The following is a 19,123-nucleotide window of genomic DNA, read 5'->3' on the forward strand; positions in this document are numbered from 1 at the left end:
CGTCACGTTGCGTAGCTCACGTTTCGTAGCTCACGTTGCGTAGCGTCACAACAGGCCGACGGCGGTGTCCACGGCGGTCTCGACGCTGCCCTCCGCCGGATAGAGCAGCGAGCGCCCGACGACCAGCCCCTGCACGGTGGGCAGACCCAGCGCCTTGCGCCACTTCTCGTACGCCTCCTCCTGGTCCTGCGGAGACTTGCCCACGTCGCCGCCGAGCAACACCGCCGGCAGGGTGCTCGTCTCCATCACCGCCGCCATCTCGTCGGCGTCCGCGGTGACCGGCACCTTCAGCCAGGTGTAGGCGGAGGTTCCGGCGAGCCCGGAGGCGATGGCTATGGACTTGGTGACGGCCTCGGCGCTCAGGTCGTTGACGACCTTTCCGCCCGTGCGCCGGGAGATGAACGGCTCGACGAAGACGGGCAGCCGCCGCTCGGCCATCTCGTCGATGGCGCGGGCCGTGGTGACCATGGTGGTCAGCGAACCGGCGTCGTCGTAGTCGATGCGCAGCAGCAGCTTGCCGGCGTCGAAGCGCAGCCGGGTCAGGTCCTGGGGGCGGTGCCCGGTGAACCGGTCGTCGAGCTCGAACGAGGCCCCGGCGAGACCGCCACGGTTCATCGAGCCCATGACGACCTTGCCCTCGAGGGCGCCGAGCAGCAGCAGGTCCTCAAGGATGTCGGCGGTGGCGAGCACCCCGTCGACCCCGGGACGGGACAGCGCCACGCACAGCCGCTCCAGCAGCTCGACCCGGTTGGCCATGGCCAGCTTGTGGCCACCGACGGCGAGGGCGCCGCGCGCCGGGTGATCGGCGGCCACGATCATCAGACGGCCGCTGTCACCGATGAGGGGGCGGCGGACCCGGCGGTCGGCCGCCTCGGCGATGGCCTCCGGGTGGCGGCTCCGCACCGTCACAAGGTCCGAAATGCTGATACTCAAGGTGTTGCTCCTCCTTTTCGAGGCTCGGTTCGCCTCCGGGGCGCTCCAGTCGCTGTCGACGGTCGACCGTGCTCGGTCGCTCGTTCCTCGCTCCCTGCGCGCGCTCTCCCTTTCGACAGCGACGCGCCCCTTCGGCTCGCCCCCAGCTACCGCTGGGAGGTACCCCCGGCCGGTTCACGGGGACACCCCGTAACGATGGGCGCCCAACGGCCTTACCGCTGGGCCCTGGGTCAGCCCCCACCCAGCAGGGCCTCGACTTCCGCTTCCGTGGGCATCGCGGAGGAGCAGGCGAGGCGGGACGCGACGATGGCGCCCGCCGCGTTGGCGTACCGCATGACGCGCTCCACCGGCCAGCCGGAGAGCAGTCCGTGGCACAGGGCGCCGCCGAACGCGTCGCCCGCGCCGAGTCCGTTGACCACCTCGACCGGGACGGGCGGGACCTCCGCGGTGGTGCCGTCGCGGTGCACGGCGAGCACCCCGCGCGGGCCCTGTTTGACGATGGCCAGCTCCACGCCCGCGTCCAGCAGCGCCTGCGCACACGCCTTGGGCTCGCGCGCACCGGTGGCGATCTCGCATTCGTCCACGTTGCCGACGGCGACGGTCGCATGGCGCAGCGCCTCGGCGTAGAAGGGCCGCGCGGTGTCCGGGTCGGCCCAGAACATCGGCCGCCAGTCGAGGTCGAAGACGGTGGTGCCGCTCTTGGCCCGGGCGGCGAGCGCGGCGAGGGTGCTGGTGCGGCTGGGCTCCTCGCTGAGCCCGGTGCCGGTCATCCAGAAGATCCGGGTGGCGCGGATGGCGTCGAGGTCCAGCTCATCGGAGTGGATCTCCAGATCGGGTGCCTTGGGGCGGCGGTAGAAGTACAGCGGGAAGTCGTCGGGCGGGAAGATCTCGCAGAAGGTGACCGGAGTGGGGTACTCCTCGACGGGGGTGACGAAACGGTCGTCCACCCCGAAGGCCCGCAGCTCCTGGTGGATGTAGTCGCCGAACGGATCCGCCCCGGTGCGGCTGATCACCGCGGAGCGGCGGCCGAAGCGGGCCGCGGAGACCGCGACATTGGTCGCCGAGCCGCCGAGAAACTTTCCGAACGATTCGACCTGCGGCAGTGGCACACCGGTCTGCAGCGGATACAGGTCCACTCCGATGCGGCCCATCGTGATCAGGTCGTACGGCTCACTCATGCCTGCCCCTTCGGGAAAGACGCAGCTCAGGGTCTGGTGCACAGAGCTCCGGGAGGTGCCCCGGCCCTTCAGGTCTAGACGTGTCCCCCAGCCACTGTCAAGGCTTTGTCCTTACATACTGACGTAATCATCCGGGGCCACGGGGGATGTTATCGCGTCGTTACGTCCAGATGAAATGTTGTCATGACAAAGCCTTGACAGAGGGCAGTCGCGGGGAGTTGGCTCCCGTTCTGCAACGGCCGTGCCAACTCGACGGACCTGCCTTGAGAGGTGCTGGAACGGATGGACCTCAGACTCAATCGACACCGCAGAGCGGGCCTCGCCGCACTCGCCACCGCCGCCGTCCTGCTGGCAGCGGGCTGCAGCAGCCAGGGCGGCAAGAAGGCCCAGGAAGCCGGCTCCGGCATCGCGGCCGGCAAGGCCGACACCCCGCGGCTGAGGATCGCGATGATCACTCACGCGGCCCCCGGCGACACCTTCTGGGACACCGTGCGCAAGGGCGCCAAGTCCGCGGCGGCCAAGGACAATGTCGACCTCGTCTACTCCAGCAACCCCAACGGAGCCGACCAGGCCAACCTGATCCAGAACGCGATCAACCAGAAGGTCGACGGCATCGCCGTCACCCTCGCCAAGCCCGACGCCATGAAGGGCGCGATAGCCAAGGCGAAGAAGGCCGGGATCCCGGTCGTCGCCTTCAACGCCGGACTCGAGCAGTGGAAGGACCTCGGCCTGCTGGAGTACTTCGGCCAGGACGAGAACATCGCGGGCCAGGCATTCGGCAAGCATCTCAACGAGATCGGCGCCAAGCACAACATCTGCGTGATCCAGGAACAGGGCCATGTCGCCCTCGAAGCCCGCTGCGCGGGTGTGAAGAAGACCTTCAAGGGCAAGACGGACACCCTCTACGTCAACGGCACCGACATGCCGTCGGTCAAGTCGACCATCGCCGCGAAGCTCAAGCAGGATTCGAGCATCGACTACGTCGTCACCCTGGGCGCCCCGTTCGCCCTGACCGCCGTCCAGTCCGCCAAGGACGCGGGCGGCAAGGCCAAGGTCGCCACCTTCGACCTCAACAAGGACCTCGTCTCCGCCGTCCAGAGCGGCGATGTCCAGTTCGCCGTCGACCAGCAGCCCTATCTCCAGGGCTATCTGTCCATCGACTCCCTGTGGCTCTTCAAGAACAACGGCAACTTCAGCGGCGGCGGGGAGAAGCCCGTGCTGACCGGGCCCGCGTTCGTCACCAAGGAGAACGTGGACACCATCGCCACGTTCGCCAAGAACGGAACGCGGTGACCCGGCCATGACCCATACCGCCACCCCGGCGGCCGCCACCCCGCCCGCCTCCCCCGCGGCCCCGCCGAAGAGCCGCACCGCCGAGCGCTCGCTGGCCCGGCGGGCGCTGGCCCGCCCCGAGATCGGGGCGCTGGTCGCGGCCATCGGCGTCTATCTCTTCTTCTTCGTCGCCGCCCCCACCTTCCGCCAGGCCGACTCCTTCGCCACCGTCCTCTACCAGGCGTCCACCATGGGGATCATGGCGCTCGCCGTCTCCCTGCTGATGATCGGCGGTGAGTTCGACCTGTCGGCCGGGGTCGCGGTCACCAGCTCGGCGCTGACCGCGAGCATGCTCAGCTTCCAGCTCACCGCCAATGTGTGGGTGGGCGTGATCGTCGCTCTGCTGGTCTCGCTCGCCGTGGGGCTGATCAACGGACTGCTGCTGATCAAGACCGGGCTGCCCAGCTTCCTGGTCACCCTCGCCAGCTTCCTGATGCTGCAGGGCGCCAACCTGGCCATCACCAAGCTGCTGACCGACAATGTCGCCACCGACTCCATCACCGACATGGACGGCTTCGACCAGGCCAAGTCGCTCTTCGCCTCCGAGATCGACGTCTTCGGCGTCGAGGTGAAGAGCACCGTGCTGTGGTGGCTGATCTTCGCCGCCATCGCCACCTGGGTGCTGCTGCGCACCAAGTTCGGCAACTGGATCTTCGCGGCCGGTGGTTCGAAGGAGAGCGCCCGGGCCGTGGGCGTACCGGTGAACCTCACCAAGATCGCCCTCTTTATGACGGTGGGCTTCGCGGCCTGGTTCGTCGGCATGCATCTGCTCTTCGAGTACAACACCGTGCAGGCCGGCGAGGGCGTCGGCAACGAGTTCTACTACATCATCGCGGCCGTGATCGGCGGCTGCCTGCTCACCGGCGGCTATGGCTCGGCGATCGGCGCGGTCCTCGGCGCCTTCATCTTCGGCATGGTCAACCAGGGCATCGTCTACGCCAACTGGAACCCCGACTGGTTCAAGTTCTTCGTCGGCGTGATGCTGCTGCTCGCGACCCTCGTCAATCTGTGGGTGCGCCGTCAGGCCGCCAGGAGGTGACCGTCATGGCAACGAAGGAACCCAAGAACAGCCCGGCCGGCGCCGCGCAGGCCACCGCACCGGCCGATGAGCCGGTGGTCCGGCTGCGGGGCGTGGGCAAGCTCTACGGGAACGTACGCGCCCTGGAGGGCATCGACCTGGCCGTCCGGCCGGGCCGGGTGACCTGCGTACTCGGCGACAACGGCGCCGGTAAGTCCACCCTGATCAAGATCATCTCGGGGCTGCACCAGCACGACGAGGGCGAGTACCTCGTCGACGGCAAGCCGGTGCGGCTGAACAATCCGCGTGACGCCCTGAACCTGGGCATCGCCACCGTCTACCAGGACCTGGCCACCGTGCCCCTGCTGCCGGTGTGGCGGAACTTCTTCCTCGGCTCGGAGCTGACCCGCGGCCCCTGGCCGGTGCGCCGGCTGGACATCGAGCGGATGAAGAAGATCACCGACGAGGAGCTGTCCGCCATGGGCATCCACCTCGACAACCTCGAACAGCCCATCGGCACCCTCTCCGGCGGCCAGCGGCAGTCCGTGGCCATCGCCCGGGCGGTCCACTTCGGCGCCCGGGTGCTGATCCTGGACGAGCCGACCGCGGCGCTCGGCGTCAAGCAGTCCGGTGTCGTGCTCAAGTACATCGCTGCGGCGCGCGAGCGCGGGCTCGGGGTCATCTTCATCACCCACAACCCGCACCACGCCTATATGGTCGGCGATCACTTCGCGGTGCTGAGGCTCGGCGCCCTGGAGCTGAACGCGGCGCGCGAGGACGTCAGCCTCGAAGAGCTCACCAACCACATGGCGGGCGGCGCCGAACTGGCCGCGCTCAAGCATGAGCTGGCCCAGGTCCGCGGGGTCGATGTGGATGAGCTGCCCGAGGAGGTGACCGCCCCTTCCGCCTGACCGAACGCCTTCGCCCTGACAGGACGCCATCCTCCGGATGCCTTTCCACTGACAAGACGTCCGAATGTCCTGACGAACTCTTGACGGCCGCCCGCCCGGCCGGTGAAGCTGCCCAAAACAGTACGACGCGGGCACCCCAGCACACCGAGGAGACCCTCTGCCATGACTGCCGACGCCTCCCCCGCACCCGCCCTGGACCGCATCCGGGTCGGCTCGGCCCCCGACTCCTGGGGGGTCTGGTTCCCCGACGACGACCAGCAGGTCCCCTGGCAGCGCTTCCTCGACGAGGTCACGCAGGCCGGCTACCAGTGGATCGAGCTGGGTCCGTACGGCTATCTGCCGACCGACCCGGCCCGGCTCACCGAGGAGACCGCCCGGCGTGGCCTCACCGTCTCCGCGGGCACCATCTTCACCTCACTGCACCGGGGCCCCGAGGTCTGGGACGCCACCTGGGAGCATGTCTCCCAGGTGGCCGAGCTGACCCGGGCGATGAACGCCAAGCACCTCGTGGTCATCCCCTCCTTCTGGCGGGACGACAAGACCGCCGAGCTGATCGAGCCCCCGACGCTCACCGCCGAGCAGTGGCGCCATCTGTCCACCGGGATGGAGCGGCTCGGCCGTGAGGTGCGGGAGCGCTTCGGGCTCGACATCGTCGTCCACCCGCATGCCGACACCCATATCGACACCGAGGAGAACGTGGCCCGCTTCCTGGACGCCACCGACTCCGACCTGGTCAACCTCTGCCTGGACACCGGCCACTACGCCTACTGCGGCGGCGACAGCGTCAAGCTGATCGAGACCTACGGCGAGCGCATCGGCTATCTCCACCTCAAGCAGGTCGACCCGGAGATCCTCGCCGATGTGGTCAAGAACCAGGTGCCGTTCGGCCCCGCCGTGCAGCGCGGCGTCATGTGCGAACCCCCGAACGGCGTACCCGAGCTGGGGCCGGTCCTGACCGCGGCCCAGAAGCTGGATGTGGACCTGTTCGCCATCGTCGAGCAGGACATGTACCCCTGCCCGCCCGACCAGCCCTTCCCCATCGCCGAGCGCACCCGGCGCTTCCTGCACTCCTGCGGCGCCTGACCTCCCTTCCGCCCCCACGGGCCGCTTTCGCCCCCACGGGGGCCGTCGAACCGTCCAGAGAGCAGAGAGAGAAGAGAGATCAGCCTATGACGCAGCAGGGAACGCTCGGGGTCGCCGTCATCGGGACCGGCAAGATGGGCGCCGACCATGTCCGCCGCATCAACGAGGTGATCAGCGGCGCCCGGGTGGCCGCCGTGGTCGACATCGACGAGGCGCGGGCGAAGGCGGTCGCCGACACCGCCGACGGCTGTCAGGCGTTCACCGACCCGGCCGCCGCGATGGCCGCACCCGGCGTGGACGCGGTGCTGATCGCCTCGCCGGGACCCGCGCACGAGGCCGCGCTGCTCAGCGCGTTCGAGCGCGATCTGCCGGTGCTGTGCGAGAAGCCGCTCACCCCGGACTCCGCGTCCGCGCTGCGGGTGCTGGAGGCCGAGCAGAAGCTGGGCCACCGCCGGGTCCAGGTGGGCTTCATGCGCCGCTACGACACCGAGTTCATGAAGCTCAAGGCGCTGCTGGCCGGTGGTGAACTGGGCCGCCCGCTGCTGCTGCACTGCCGCCACCGCAACGCCTCGGTGCACTCGTACTTCACCAACGAGATGATGATCACCGACTCGGTGGTGCATGAGATGGACCAGTCGCGCTGGCTGCTGGAGCAGGAGATCACCGCGGTCACCGTGCTCAAGCCGACCCCCAGCTCGCTGTCCCCCGAGCCGCTCAGCGACCCCCAACTGGTGGTCTTCGAGACCACCGGCGGAGCGATCGTCGATGTGGAGATCTTCGCCACCTGCGGCTTCGGCTACCAGGTCCAGGCGGAGGCGGTCTGCGAACGGGGCACCGCCCGCGTCGGCGACGCCCACGGCATGCTGGTCAACCGGCCCGGCACCTGGGGCGGGGAGATCGCCCCCGACTTCGTGGCCCGCTTCGAGGAGGCGTACGACCGCGAGGTGCAGGCGTGGGTCGACGCCACCCGGCGCGGGGAGGTCGAGGGCCCCAGCGTCTGGGACGGCTATGCCGCGACCGCCGTCAGCGAGGCCGGTGTCCGGGCCCAGGCCACGGGTGAGCGCACGGCCGTCGAGATGATCGAACGCCCCGCGTTCTATAGCTGACGCCCCACCAACTGACCCACAGCGGACCGGCCGTTTCCCCACGGCCGGTCCGCTGTCGCCTGGGCAGCGGAGTCATCGTCCGGTGCGTCACTCGTACGTCACAGCCGTCACATCTCCACACGTCTACGTCACAGGTGCTCAACAGCCACTGGCCGCCCGTCGCTCAGCGTCGTTGACCCGGACACAGGCTGATGGAGCGTGAGCAGGCGCGCCGCGGCTCCCCCGACGGCCCACTGGGCCGTGGCCGCGACGACCTGCGGAAGGGCATAAGAGATGACCGACCGGAGGCTGTGGTCCTACAAGGAGATCGCCGCACATATCGGTGTGCAGACCGACACCGTGCGGTCCTACCGCAAGCACGGCCTACTGCCGCCCCCCGATCTGGTGGAGGGCGGCAAGCCGTACTGGTACGCGGATACGATCCGCTCCTGGGTGGCCCGCAGACCCGGCAACCGCCGCGCCCGGCGGGACGCCAAGGATTAGCGGCGCGGGCGCCGTGGTGCCGTACCGTTCCTGTGGACTGAGCAGGAGTGAGCCTGTTCAGCCCCACGCCCCGAACGGTCTTGGGCGCACTGGTCCCCGGCGTACTCGACCCCGGGGCAGCGACACGGATCCTGTCCGTGGTCCGATCCCGGGAGGCCGGTTCCCTCACGACCTGGCCATGTGGATACGGCCAGAGGCGACGGGGAGGCCCCGAACCATCACTCCGGTGGAGCAGGGGCCCCGCACGCTGGCGCCCCACCCGGCATCCCAGATCGCACGATCACCGTAGCCCGAACGGCCCAGGCCAGCGCAAGCCCGGAAGTAGACCATCACGCGATCGAGTTAAACCGCCCTCATGCACGCTCTCCGGCGGGCAGTCGCCAACCCCCATGATCCGCTAGCGGCCCGTCCTCACCCGGTCCCGCGCCATCTCCCCCTCTCCGCACATCCCGTCCTCGCCGTGAGACCCGTCCTCGCCGTGAGCCCCCTTCTCACCGCGAGGCCCGCGCTTGCCCCCGCACCGGCCGTCGGCCTCGCTGCCACTGGCGGCATCCGTGCCGGTCCCGGCGCCTATGCCTATGCCGGTCCCGGCGTCCGTGCGGCTTCCGGCGGGAGTGGACTCCCCCTCGCTCAGCCCGAACCGGGTGTGCAGTCGGCGCAGCGGGCCAGGGGCCCACCAGGTGGCCCGGCCGGTCAGCTTCATCACCGCCGGCACCAGCAGACCGCGCACCACCATCGCGTCCATCAGCACGGCCAGGGCGATACCCAGGCCCAGCATCTTGGTGTTGGTGACCCGCGAGGTGCCGATGCCCACCATCACCACGGCGAGGATCAGTGCCGCCGCCGTGATCAGGCCGCCGGTGCGCCGCAATCCGAACTCGACCGCCGCCTGATGGTCCCCGGTGCGGTCGTACTCCTCCTTGATCCGGGAGAGCAGAAAGACCCCGTAGTCCATGGAGAGCCCGAAGGCGACGCAGAACATCAGGACGGGCAGGGTGGTCTCGATATCGCCGGAGGTGGTGAAGGAGAGCGGCCCGGACAGATGCCCGTCCTGGAAGACCCACACCACCGCGCCGAACATCGCGGTCAGACTGAGCGCGTTGAGCAGCACCGCCTGAATCGGTATCAGCACGCTTCCGGTGAGCAGGAAGACCAGCAACAGAGTGACGGCGACGATGATGGCGGCGGCCCAGGGCAGCCGGTCGCCTATGGAGTCCTTGGTGTCCACCAGGACGGCGGCGGTGCCGGTGACCGAGGTGGTGAACGACGACTCCTGGGCGCGGATCGTCCGCACCAGGTCCTGGCTGGCGGCGTCCACGGCCTCCCCCTTGGGCAGCACGGTGATGCCGGCCGAGCCACCGGCCCGACGCGCGGCCTCCGCCGGCCCCGGCTCGGCCACCCGCCGCCCGTCCGTGAACCGGCCCGCCGGGCTGTCCACCCGCAGCACCTGGGGGAGGGCGGAGACCTTGGCGCTGTAGTCGGCGAGGGCCTTGGTGCCGGTGCCGCCCTCGGCGAGGACCTCCACCGCGCCCCCGGGACCGCCGGGGAACCCCTCCCGGATGTGCTGCTGCACCACATGGGACTCGGCGCTCGACGGCAATTGACGGTCGTCCGCGGTGCCGAACTCCACCCTCAGGAACGGCAGTCCCAGCGCGACCAGACCGGCGACGGTGGCCAGCGCGAACAGCGGGGCGCGCCGCATCACCAGCCGGGCGAGCCGCGCCCAGCCCGCTCCGGGCTCACCCTCGCGGGCCGGGCGGCCACGGCGCAGCAGCCGGGTGAGGTCGAGTGCGTTGACCCGGTCCCCCAGAAGGATGAGCGCCGCGGGCAGGACCACCAGGGCGGCGGTGGCGGCGATCAGCACCACCGCGATCCCCGCATAGGCGAAGGAGCGCAGGAAGTACTGCGGGAAGACGAGCATGGCGGAGAGCGAGGCGGCGACGGTCAGCGCCGAGAAGAGCACGGTGCGCCCGGCGGTGCGCAGCGTGGTCGCGACGGCGGGCAGCTTCTCGGCGCCCCGGCCCAGCTCCTCCCGGAAGCGGCGCACGATGAACAGGGCGTAGTCGATGGCGAGTCCGAGGCCGAGCGCGGTGGTCAGGTTCTGCGCGAAGACCGAGACATCGGTGAACTCGGTGAGCCCGCGCAGCACCGCGTCGGTGCCGAGGATGGCGATGATGCCGACGCCGAGCGGAAGCAGGGCGGCCACGGCGCTGCCGAAGACCATCACGAGCAGCACCAGGGTGATGGGCAGGGCGATCATCTCGGCCCGCAGCAGATCCTCCTGGATGGTGGTCTGCAGCTCATGGCGGACCGCGACCGTCCCGCCGACCGACACCTCGACCGGGCCATGGGCGCCGCGGTAATGGGGCGCTATGCGCTCCAGCGTCTTGCCGGCGGCGGACTCGTCGCCCACGATCCGCGCGGCGATGATCGCCTCGCCCCGGTCATGGGCCCGCAGCGAGGGCGCGCCGGTGGCCCAGTACGAGGTGACACCGGTGACCGTCTGCTCGCCCGAGAGCTTTTTGGCGAGGGCCCGGGCCTCGGCGGCGACGGCCGGATCGTCCACGGTCTTCGGGCCGCTGTCGACAAGCAGGATCAGATTGGGCTGGGAGGCGGGGAAGCGCTTCTCCAGTGCCTTGGTGGCATACGAGGACTCGGCCGCCGGGTCCTCCCAGCCGCCGCTTCCCAGCCGGTCGGCGACCCCGCTCCCCGCCACGACGGCCAGCGCCGTGAAGAGCAGAGCGATCAGGAGGGACAGCCGCGGCCGCGCGGTGACCAGGCGCGTCCACCCCCCGATCCGGTCCCCGGGTGGGCGGTTGACATCGGTCATGGCGCGGTGTCCCCTTCATCTGTGCCCCATGCCGCCCCACATGTCCGAAGGCAGCACGGGTCGCTGATTACCATGGGCGGTAAACACGAGCGACCGCTCGCGTTCCTCAAGAATGCGAGCGGGCGCTCGCGTTTGTCAATCGAACACGGAGAGCCGGGGAAAACAGGTGAGCGAGAGCAAGGCGGACGAACGCGACGAAACGGCGAAGCCGCGCCGCAGACAGGCGCGCGGTGAGCGCCGGATCCAGCAGTTGCTCGACGCGGCCGCCCATGTCTTCTGCCGCACCGGCTACACCTCGGCGAGCACCAACGCCATCGCCCGCGAGGCCGGGGTCTCCCCCGGCACGCTGTACCAGTTCTTCCCGAACAAGGAGGCCATCGCCGTCGAGCTCGGCGAGCGCCTCAACCGCCGGATGCTGGAGACCCACGGGACGGTCTTCACGCCCGAAAACGTCGGACTGCCCCTCGGCGAGCTGCTCGACACGATCCTCGACCCGATGATCGAGTTCAATTGCGCGAATCCGGCCTTCCTGGCCCTGATCCAGTCCTCCGACGCACCGGGCCGGCTCCTCGAAGAACACGCCGAACTGCACGACTCGATCCAGGACCGCATCAGCGAGCTGATCGGCGTCCGCAACCCCGACCTCTCCCCCGAGCGCCGCGCCCACACCACCACCATGGCGTTCGCCCTGTTCAAGGCCGGACTGGCGCTGATCCTCGGTCATGAGGGCGCGGAACGGGAGGCGTACGTCGTGGAGTTGAAGACCGCCCTGTACGGCTATCTGGCCCCGGTGCTCGGCACCGAGGGAGTCAGCGCCCGCCCCTGACCCCCGCGCCACACCCTCTCCACCCACCCCTCCCCCGCCCCTCACCCCGCCCGGACCGGGGAAGAGTGCGCGCGGGCGCGGCCCACCCGTCACGGACCGGCGCACCACCGGCTTCCATCGATACCCCCTAGGGGTATAAAGTGGGGATCGTCAGGAGACGCTGAAGCATTCCGGCGCCTCCTGCGCACCGACCGTCACGCTCACCCCACACAGGAGAAACCCCATGAGCTCCGAGGCTGTCACCACCGTCTACCAGGTGACCGGCATGACCTGCGGCCACTGCGAAGGCGCGGTCTCCGAGGAGATCGGCGCCCTCGACGGCGTCACCTCCGTCAAGGCCGTGGCGTCCACCGGGCAGGTCACCGTGATCTCGGCCGCTCCGCTGGACGACGAGACCGTCCGCGCCGCCGTGGACGAGGCGGGCTACGAGCTCACCGGCCGGGCGGCCTGAGCCAGCCCCCACCAAACCTCCGCCGGACCGTACCGCCCTGCTCATACAGTCGCCGTACGGTCCGGCCCTCCTCCCAGGAGACCAGACATGACCAGCACGGCACCCCCCGCCGGGACCGCCCCCGACACCACGGCGACGACCGGCGGGCCCTCACAGGTCCAGCTCGCCATCGGCGGTATGACCTGTGCGTCCTGCGCCGCGCGCATCGAGAAGAAGCTCAACCGCCTCGACGGCGTCACCGCCACGGTGAACTTCGCCACCGAGAAGGCCAAGGTGTCCTACGGCGCGGGGATCGAGGTCGCCGACCTGATCGCCACCGTCGTCAAAACCGGGTACACCGCCGAGGAACCGCGCCCCGCCGTGCCCGAGCCCCGCATCCCCGGGGACGCCGGCGCACCGGGGACCGACCGGCACGGTGAGGCCGGACCGGACCCCCTGCGCCACCGCATGCTCGTCTCCCTCGCCCTGTCCCTGCCCGTCGTGGTGCTGGCGATGGTGCCGTCGCTGCAGTTCGACAACTGGCAGTGGCTCTCGCTCACCCTCGCCGCGCCGGTCGTCGTCTGGGGCGGCGCGCCCTTCCACAAGGCCGCCTGGACGGGCGTCCGGCACGGCGCGGCCACCATGGACACCCTGGTCTCCATCGGCACTCTCGCGGCCCTCGGCTGGTCCCTGTGGGCGCTGTTCTTCGGCGACGCGGGCATGCCGGGAATGCGCCACGGCTTCGATCTCACCGTCTCCCGGGCCGACGGGTCGTCCTCGATCTACCTGGAGGCGGCCGCCGGGGTGACCACCCTCATCCTGCTGGGCCGCTTCCTCGAGGCGAAGTCCAAGCGGCGGGCGGGCGCGGCGCTGCGCGCGCTGCTGGAGCTCGGCGCCAAGGACGTGGCCGTACTGCGGTACGAGGGGGGCGAGCGCGAAGCGCTCCCGGTTGAGGGCGGTGCTGGGCGACGGGCTGGGCATGAGGTGCGCATCCCGGTCGCCGAGCTGGCGGTCGGCGACCGCTTCGTGGTGCGCCCCGGCGAGAAGATCGCCACCGACGGCACGGTGGTCGAGGGCTCCTCCGCCGTGGACGTCTCGATGCTGACCGGCGAATCGGTGCCGGTGGACGTGGTGGCCGGCGACACGGTGGCGGGCGCGACCGTCAACACGGCGGGCCGGATCGTGGTCGAGGCCACCCGCGTGGGCGCGGACACCCAGCTCTCCCGCATGGCCAAGCTGGTCGAGGACGCGCAGAACGGCAAGGCCGAGGTGCAGCGGCTCGCCGACCGGGTCTCGGGGATCTTCGTGCCCATCGTGCTGCTGATCGCCGTCGGCACCCTGCTGGGCTGGCTGCTCACCACGGGTGAGACGGCCGCCGCCTTCACCGCGGCCGTGGCCGTCCTGATCATCGCCTGCCCCTGCGCCCTGGGCCTGGCCACGCCGACCGCGCTCATGGTCGGCACCGGCCGCGGCGCCCAGCTCGGCATCCTCATCAAAGGCCCCGAGGTGCTGGAGTCGACCCGCCGGGTGGACACCGTCGTCCTGGACAAGACCGGCACGGTGACGGCCGGACAGATGCGGCTGCGCGGGGCCGTCACGGCGCCCGGTGTGGACGAGGAGGAGCTGCTGCGGCTCGCGGGCGCCCTGGAGCATGCCTCGGAGCACCCGATCGCGCGCGCCATCGCGGACGGCGCGGCCGAGCGGATCGGCGACCTCCCGACGCCCGCGGACTTCCGGTCCGAGCCCGGCCTCGGCGTCCGGGGCACGGTGGACGGTCACGCGGTCCTGGTCGGCCGCGAGAAGCTGCTCGGCGCATGGGCCATCGAACTGCCCGAGGAGCTGGCGGCCGCCAAGGCGGCGGCCGAGTCGGAGGGGCGGACGGCGGTCGCGGTGGCCTGGGACGGTAAGGCGCGCGGCGTCCTCCTGGTGGCCGACGCCATCAAGGAGACCAGCGCCGAGGCGGTCGCCCAGTTGCGGGCGCTCGGCCTCACCCCGGTACTGCTGACCGGCGACAACAGGCTCGTCGCCGAGGCGGTGGCCCGCGAGGTCGGCATCGACGATGTCATCGCCGAGGTGCTGCCACAGGACAAGGTGGACGTCGTGAAGCGGCTCCAGGGCGAGGGCCGTACGGTCGCCATGGTGGGCGACGGGGTCAACGACGCGGCCGCCCTCGCCACCGCCGACCTCGGGCTCGCGATGGGCACGGGTACGGACGCGGCCATCGAGTCCGGGGATCTGACACTGGTCCGGGGCGACCTGCGGGTGGCGGCGGACGCGATCCGGCTGGCGCGCCGGACGCTCGGCACCATCAAGGGCAACCTTTTCTGGGCCTTCGGCTACAACGTCGCCGCGCTGCCGCTCGCGGCGGCCGGACTGCTGAACCCTATGATCGCGGGAGCGGCCATGGCGTTCTCGTCCGTGTTCGTGGTGACGAACAGTCTGCGACTGCGGGCCTTCACAGCGTCCACATAGATTCACCAAGTCCCCATAAGCCGCACAACACCCATACAGCAGAGCCTCGATCTTCAAATCGAGGCTCTTGCCCTTTTATGGCCCATATGGCAAGAGACGCAGATCACATACAACCCAACGTAACCATCGAGGGGGGTCGCGAGTCTAATGGGACGGTGGGGATTCGTCTTGGGGGACGTATCCCGCTACGCGTAGCCGGGACGACGTACTCGGGGAGCTTTGAGCGGCCCTCCCGTAGGTACGCGTCCCGGCGGATCGCGGACCATACGGCCCGCAAGGGCCCGTGGACACCCGGCCGGATCCCGTGGGGGGAATCCGCTCCGGGGCAAGGGAAGCGCCCCGCTCCGGCCCGTGGGGGGATCGGAAGCGGGGCGCTTCTGGCACCCCCATTTTTGGGGCTCGGTTCGCCTCCGGGGCGCAAAAGCCTGTGTCGACGGTCGACGTGCTCGGTCGCTCGTTCCTCGCTCCCTGCGCGCGTCTCCCTTTCGACACAGGCGCGCCCCTTCGGCTCGCCCCCAGCTACCGCTGGGAGGTGCCCCCGGCCGGAAGACCCCATGGGGCGGATGCGCGAAGGTGCCCGGCTCAAATACAAGTGCCCCCGACCTATCAGGACGGGGGCACCGGAGAAGCGAAGGTCAGCGCTCCTCGACCGGCACGAAGTCGCGCTCGACGACGCCCGTGTAGATCTGGCGCGGGCGGCCGATGCGGGAGCCCGGCTCCTTGATCATCTCGTGCCACTGGGCGATCCAGCCCGGCAGCCGGCCGAGCGCGAACAGCACGGTGAACATCTCGGTCGGGAAGCCCATCGCCCGGTAGATCAGACCGGTGTAGAAGTCCACGTTCGGGTAGAGCTTGCGCTCGACGAAGTAGTCGTCCGCGAGGGCGTGCTCTTCCAGCTTGAGCGCGATGTCGAGCAGCTCGTCGGACTTGCCGAGCGCGGAGAGGACGTCGTGCGCCGCCGACTTGATGATCTTCGCCCGGGGGTCGAAGTTCTTGTAGACGCGGTGCCCGAAGCCCATGAGCTTCACGCCGTCTTCCTTGTTCTTCACCTTGCGGATGAAGGTGTCGACGTCGCCGCCCGAAGCCTGGATGCCCTCGAGCATCTCCAGCACGGACTGGTTGGCGCCGCCGTGCAGGGGGCCCCACAGCGCGTTGATGCCCGCCGAGATGGAGGCGAACATGTTGGCCTGCGAGGAGCCGACCAGCCGGACCGTGGAGGTCGAACAGTTCTGCTCGTGGTCGGCGTGCAGAATCAGCAGCTTGTCGAGCGCGGAGACCACGGTCGGGTCGAGGTCGTACTCCTGCGCGGGGACCGAGAAGGTCATCCGGAGGAAGTTCTCGACATAGCCCAGGTCATTGCGCGGGTAGACAAAGGGGTGGCCGACCGACTTCTTGTACGCATACGCGGCAATGGTCGGCAGCTTGGCCAGCAGCCGGATCGTCGAGAGGTTGCGCTGCTTCTCGTCGAACGGGTTATGGCTGTCCTGGTAGAAGGTCGACAGCGCGCTGACCACGGAGGACAGCATCGCCATCGGATGGGCGTCCCGCGGGAAACCGTCATAGAACCGCTTGACGTCTTCATGCAGGAGCGTGTGGCGGGTGATCTCCCCACGGAAGGCCGCCAGTTCATCGACGGTCGGCAGCTCCCCGTTGATCAGCAGGAAGGCGGTCTCCAGGAAGGAGGCACGCTCCGCAAGCTGCTCGATCGGGTAGCCGCGGTATCGCAGGATGCCCTGCTCACCGTCCAGATAGGTGATCGCGGATTTGTACGCGGCGGTGTTGCCGTAACCGGAATCCAGGGTCACCAGACCGGTCTGGGCGCGCAGCTTGCCGATATCGAAGCCCTTGTCGCCGACGGTGCTGTCGACCACCGGGTAGGTGTATTCGCCGTCCCCGTACCGCAGTACTACAGAGTTGTCGCTCACGTCATCCCTCACCGACGTCTGGTTCTCTTCCTCGAGGTGCCCTGACTCCCCCCACCTTCCCCTACTCGGGTAGAGAACGTGCACTCGGGGTCGGCTGAAGAGCCTTTTGGCGGCACTCAGTGCCGCCTTCACGGCCATCCTGCCCCGATCGTCATCGTTCGGAAACCCTCTTGACACGCTCGACTGTCACATCGCCGCCGAGTCGGTGATCCAGCGCGGTACAGCGCCTCCCCGCCGAGACGGTGCGCACCGCCTGCCCCAGCGCACGGCGCGAGCCGACCAGCACCACAAGGCGCTTGGCACGGGTCACCGCCGTGTACAGGAGGTTGCGCTGCAGCATCATCCAGGCCCCGGTGGTCACCGGAATCACGACGGCCGGGTACTCACTGCCCTGTGACCGGTGGATGGTCACCGCATAGGCATGAGCCAGCTCGTCCAGCTCGTCGAAGTCGTACGGTACCTCCTCGTCCTCGTCCGTCCGCACGATCAGCCGCTGCTCATCGGTGTCGAGTGAGGTGACGACGCCAACCGTGCCGTTGAAGACCCCGTTGGCCCCTTTCTCATAATTGTTACGGATCTGGGTCACCTTGTCGCCGACTCGAAAGACCCGGCCGCCGAGGCGGCGCTCCGGGAGGTCCGGGCGGGCCGGGGTGATGGCCTGCTGAAGCAGTCCGTTGAGCGTGCCCGCGCCCGCCGGGCCGCGGTGCATCGGGGCCAGAACCTGCACGTCACGGCGGGGGTCGAGGCCGAACTTGGCGGGGATGCGGCGGGCCGCGACATCGACCGTGAGCCGCCCGGCCTCCTCGGTGTCGTCCTCGACGAAGAGAAAGAAATCCGACAGGCCCTGGGTGACCGGCGGCACCCCCTCGTTGATCCGGTGGGCGTTGGTGACCACCCCGGACTGCTGGGCCTGGCGGAAGATCCGGGTCAGCCGCACCGCGGGGACGGGGCTGCCGGGGGCCAGCAGATCGCGCAGCACCTCCCCGGCGCCCACGCTGGGCAACTGGTCCACATCCCCGACGAAAAGCAGATGGGCACCGGGCGGGACCGCCTTGACCAGCTTGTTGGCCAGCAGCAGATCGAGCATCGACGCCTCGTCGACCACCACCAGATCCGCGTCGAGCGGGCGGTCCCTGTCGTACGCCGCGTCCCCGCCGGGCCTCAGCTCCAGCAGCCGGTGGACGGTGGACGCCTCGGCGCCGGTCAGCTCGGACAGCCGCTTGGCGGCCCGGCCGGTGGGCGCCGCGAGCACCACCTTCGCCTTCTTGGCGCGGGCCAGCTCCACCACGGACCGCACGGTGAAGGACTTGCCGCAGCCCGGCCCGCCGGTGAGCACCGCGACCTTCTCGGTCAGCGCGAGCCGCACCGCCTGGCTCTGCTCGGGCGCCAGATCGGCCCCGGTGCGGCTCGCCAGCCAGCCCAGCGCCTTGTCCCAGTCCACATCCCCGAAGGCGGGCAGCCGGTCCTCCTGGGTGCGCAGCAGCCGCAGCACCTGGCCGGCGAGGGAGATCTCGGCGCGATGGAAGGGCACCAGATAGACGGCGGAGACCGGCTCGCCGGCCTCCGGGCCCGGGACCGGCTCGCGCACCACGCCCTCGTCCTCGGCCGCCAGCTCCCCCAGACAGTCGATGACCAGACCGGTATCCACCTGGAGCAACTTCACCGCGTCCGCGATGAGTTGCTCCTCGGGGAGATAGCAGTGGCCCTGGTCGGCGGACTGGGACAGCGCGTACTGCAGACCGGCCTTCACCCGGTCGGGGCTGTCATGCGGAATGCCCACCGACTGGGCGATCTTGTCGGCGGTGAGGAAGCCGATGCCCCAGACGTCGGCCGCCAGCCGGTACGGCTCGTTCTTCACAACCGAAATCGACGCGTCACCGTACTTCTTGTAGATCCGCACCGCGATGGAGGTGGAGACGCCCACCCCCTGGAGGAAGACCATCACCTCCTTGATGGCCTTCTGCTCCTCCCAGGCGGCGGCGATCATCTTGGTGCGCTTGGGGCCGAGGCCCGGGACCTCGACCAGCCGCTCGGGCCGCTCCTCGATGACATCGAGGGTGTCGACGCCGAAGTGCTCGGTGATCCGGTCGGCGATCCGGGGGCCGATGCCCTTGATCAGCCCCGAGCCGAGATAGCGCCGGATGCCCTGGACGGTGGCGGGGAGGACGGTCTGGTAGTTCTCGACCGTGAACTGTTTGCCATATTGCGGATGGGAACCCCAGCGGCCCTCCATCCGCAGTGACTCGCCCGGCTGGGCGCCCAGCAGCGAGCCGACCACGGTCAGCAGATCGCCGGAGCCACGGCCGGTGTCGACCCGCGCGACCGTATAGCCGTTCTCCTCATTGGCGTAGGTGATCCGCTCCAGGACCCCTTCGACCACCGCGAGTTTGAGCATGCCTCGACCGTACCGCCGGGAGGCGACAGGCGGTTCGGGCCTGTGGACAACGCCTGTGGACAACGCCTATGGACAACCCCTGGACAACACCCGGGGGAAGAACGGGGCCGTCGACCCCGTGGCGGAATATCACGATCCGGTTTCACCGGCGGCCGACCCCTTGCCTCCTTCGATGTAATCGATTCCAATCCATGTAATCGA

Annotated in this window: 14 protein-coding genes; 9 read left to right on the forward strand and 5 right to left on the reverse strand. The window is 69.6% G+C overall.

The genetic code is table 11. The features are described 5' to 3' along the window. Nucleotides 1-45 precede the first annotated feature (45 nt). Nucleotides 46-933: a Cgl0159 family (beta/alpha)8-fold protein gene (locus STRVI_RS37640; protein ID WP_014060806.1), complete on the reverse strand. Its 888-nt coding sequence runs from the start codon at nt 931-933 to the stop codon at nt 46-48. A 230-nt stretch (nt 934-1,163) separates the two neighbouring features. Beyond that, nucleotides 1,164-2,111 (reverse strand): 5-dehydro-2-deoxygluconokinase, encoded by a 948-nt coding sequence (gene iolC, locus STRVI_RS37645; protein ID WP_014060807.1) that lies wholly within the window; start codon nt 2,109-2,111, stop codon nt 1,164-1,166. A gap of 282 nt (nt 2,112-2,393) precedes the next feature. On the opposite strand from iolC, the gene STRVI_RS37650 reads away from it, so the two are divergent. The 6 genes from STRVI_RS37650 to STRVI_RS37675 all read left to right on the forward strand — a co-directional run bounded on the left by STRVI_RS37650 (nt 2,394) and on the right by STRVI_RS37675 (nt 8,044). Continuing rightward, the gene (locus STRVI_RS37650; RefSeq protein WP_014060808.1) at nt 2,394-3,404 is read left to right on the forward strand and encodes a sugar ABC transporter substrate-binding protein; all 1,011 of its coding nucleotides are present in this window, start codon (nt 2,394-2,396) and stop codon (nt 3,402-3,404) included. Between the two features lie 7 nt (nt 3,405-3,411). Beyond that, a complete protein-coding gene (locus STRVI_RS37655) occupies nt 3,412-4,482 on the forward strand; it encodes an ABC transporter permease (protein ID WP_014060809.1) in 1,071 nt (356 codons plus the stop codon). Nucleotides 4,483-4,487: 5 nt separating this feature from the next. Then, nucleotides 4,488-5,372, forward strand: a complete 885-nt coding sequence (locus STRVI_RS37660) for an ATP-binding cassette domain-containing protein (protein ID WP_014060810.1) — start codon at nt 4,488-4,490, stop codon at nt 5,370-5,372. Between the two features lie 162 nt (nt 5,373-5,534). Continuing rightward, nucleotides 5,535-6,455, forward strand: a complete 921-nt coding sequence (locus STRVI_RS37665; protein ID WP_014060811.1) for a sugar phosphate isomerase/epimerase family protein — start codon at nt 5,535-5,537, stop codon at nt 6,453-6,455. Nucleotides 6,456-6,541: 86 nt separating this feature from the next. Then, complete coding sequence (locus STRVI_RS37670; RefSeq protein ID WP_014060812.1) at nt 6,542-7,561, forward strand: Gfo/Idh/MocA family protein; 1,020 nt, start codon at nt 6,542-6,544, stop codon at nt 7,559-7,561. 273 nt (nt 7,562-7,834) lie between these two features. Continuing rightward, nucleotides 7,835-8,044, forward strand: coding sequence for a helix-turn-helix transcriptional regulator (locus STRVI_RS37675; protein WP_014060813.1), 210 nt, complete (start codon nt 7,835-7,837; stop codon nt 8,042-8,044). Between the two features lie 397 nt (nt 8,045-8,441). Here STRVI_RS37675 and STRVI_RS37680 read toward each other — a convergent pair whose 3' ends face one another. Beyond that, entirely contained in the window at nt 8,442-10,874 is a 2,433-nt protein-coding gene (locus tag STRVI_RS37680) for an MMPL family transporter (protein WP_014060814.1), read from the reverse strand. Nucleotides 10,875-11,040: 166 nt separating this feature from the next. Here STRVI_RS37680 and STRVI_RS37685 point away from each other — a divergent pair, with 166 nt between their 5' ends. The 3 genes from STRVI_RS37685 (at nt 11,041) to STRVI_RS37695 (ending at nt 14,602) form a co-directional block, all read left to right on the forward strand. Then, nucleotides 11,041-11,700 (forward strand): TetR/AcrR family transcriptional regulator, encoded by a 660-nt coding sequence (locus STRVI_RS37685; protein WP_014060815.1) that lies wholly within the window; start codon nt 11,041-11,043, stop codon nt 11,698-11,700. Between the two features lie 223 nt (nt 11,701-11,923). Continuing rightward, nucleotides 11,924-12,151 carry a heavy-metal-associated domain-containing protein gene (locus STRVI_RS37690; protein ID WP_014060816.1) on the forward strand — a complete coding sequence of 76 codons (228 nt, stop codon included), beginning with the start codon at nt 11,924-11,926 and terminating at the stop codon, nt 12,149-12,151. 87 nt (nt 12,152-12,238) lie between these two features. Beyond that, entirely contained in the window at nt 12,239-14,602 is a 2,364-nt protein-coding gene (locus STRVI_RS37695) for a heavy metal translocating P-type ATPase (RefSeq protein WP_014060817.1), read from the forward strand. 635 nt (nt 14,603-15,237) lie between these two features. Here the strand turns inward: STRVI_RS37695 and STRVI_RS37700 are convergent. Together STRVI_RS37700 and recD2 are read right to left on the reverse strand one after the other, a co-directional pair. After that, complete coding sequence (locus STRVI_RS37700) at nt 15,238-16,527, reverse strand: citrate synthase (protein ID WP_043237162.1); 1,290 nt, start codon at nt 16,525-16,527, stop codon at nt 15,238-15,240. A 151-nt stretch (nt 16,528-16,678) separates the two neighbouring features. Beyond that, a complete protein-coding gene (gene recD2 / locus STRVI_RS37705) occupies nt 16,679-18,922 on the reverse strand; it encodes an SF1B family DNA helicase RecD2 (RefSeq protein WP_014060819.1) in 2,244 nt (747 codons plus the stop codon). Nucleotides 18,923-19,123 lie beyond the last annotated feature (201 nt).

The organism is Streptomyces violaceusniger Tu 4113, assembly GCF_000147815.2.
GTDB lineage: Bacteria > Actinomycetota > Actinomycetes > Streptomycetales > Streptomycetaceae > Streptomyces > Streptomyces violaceusniger_A.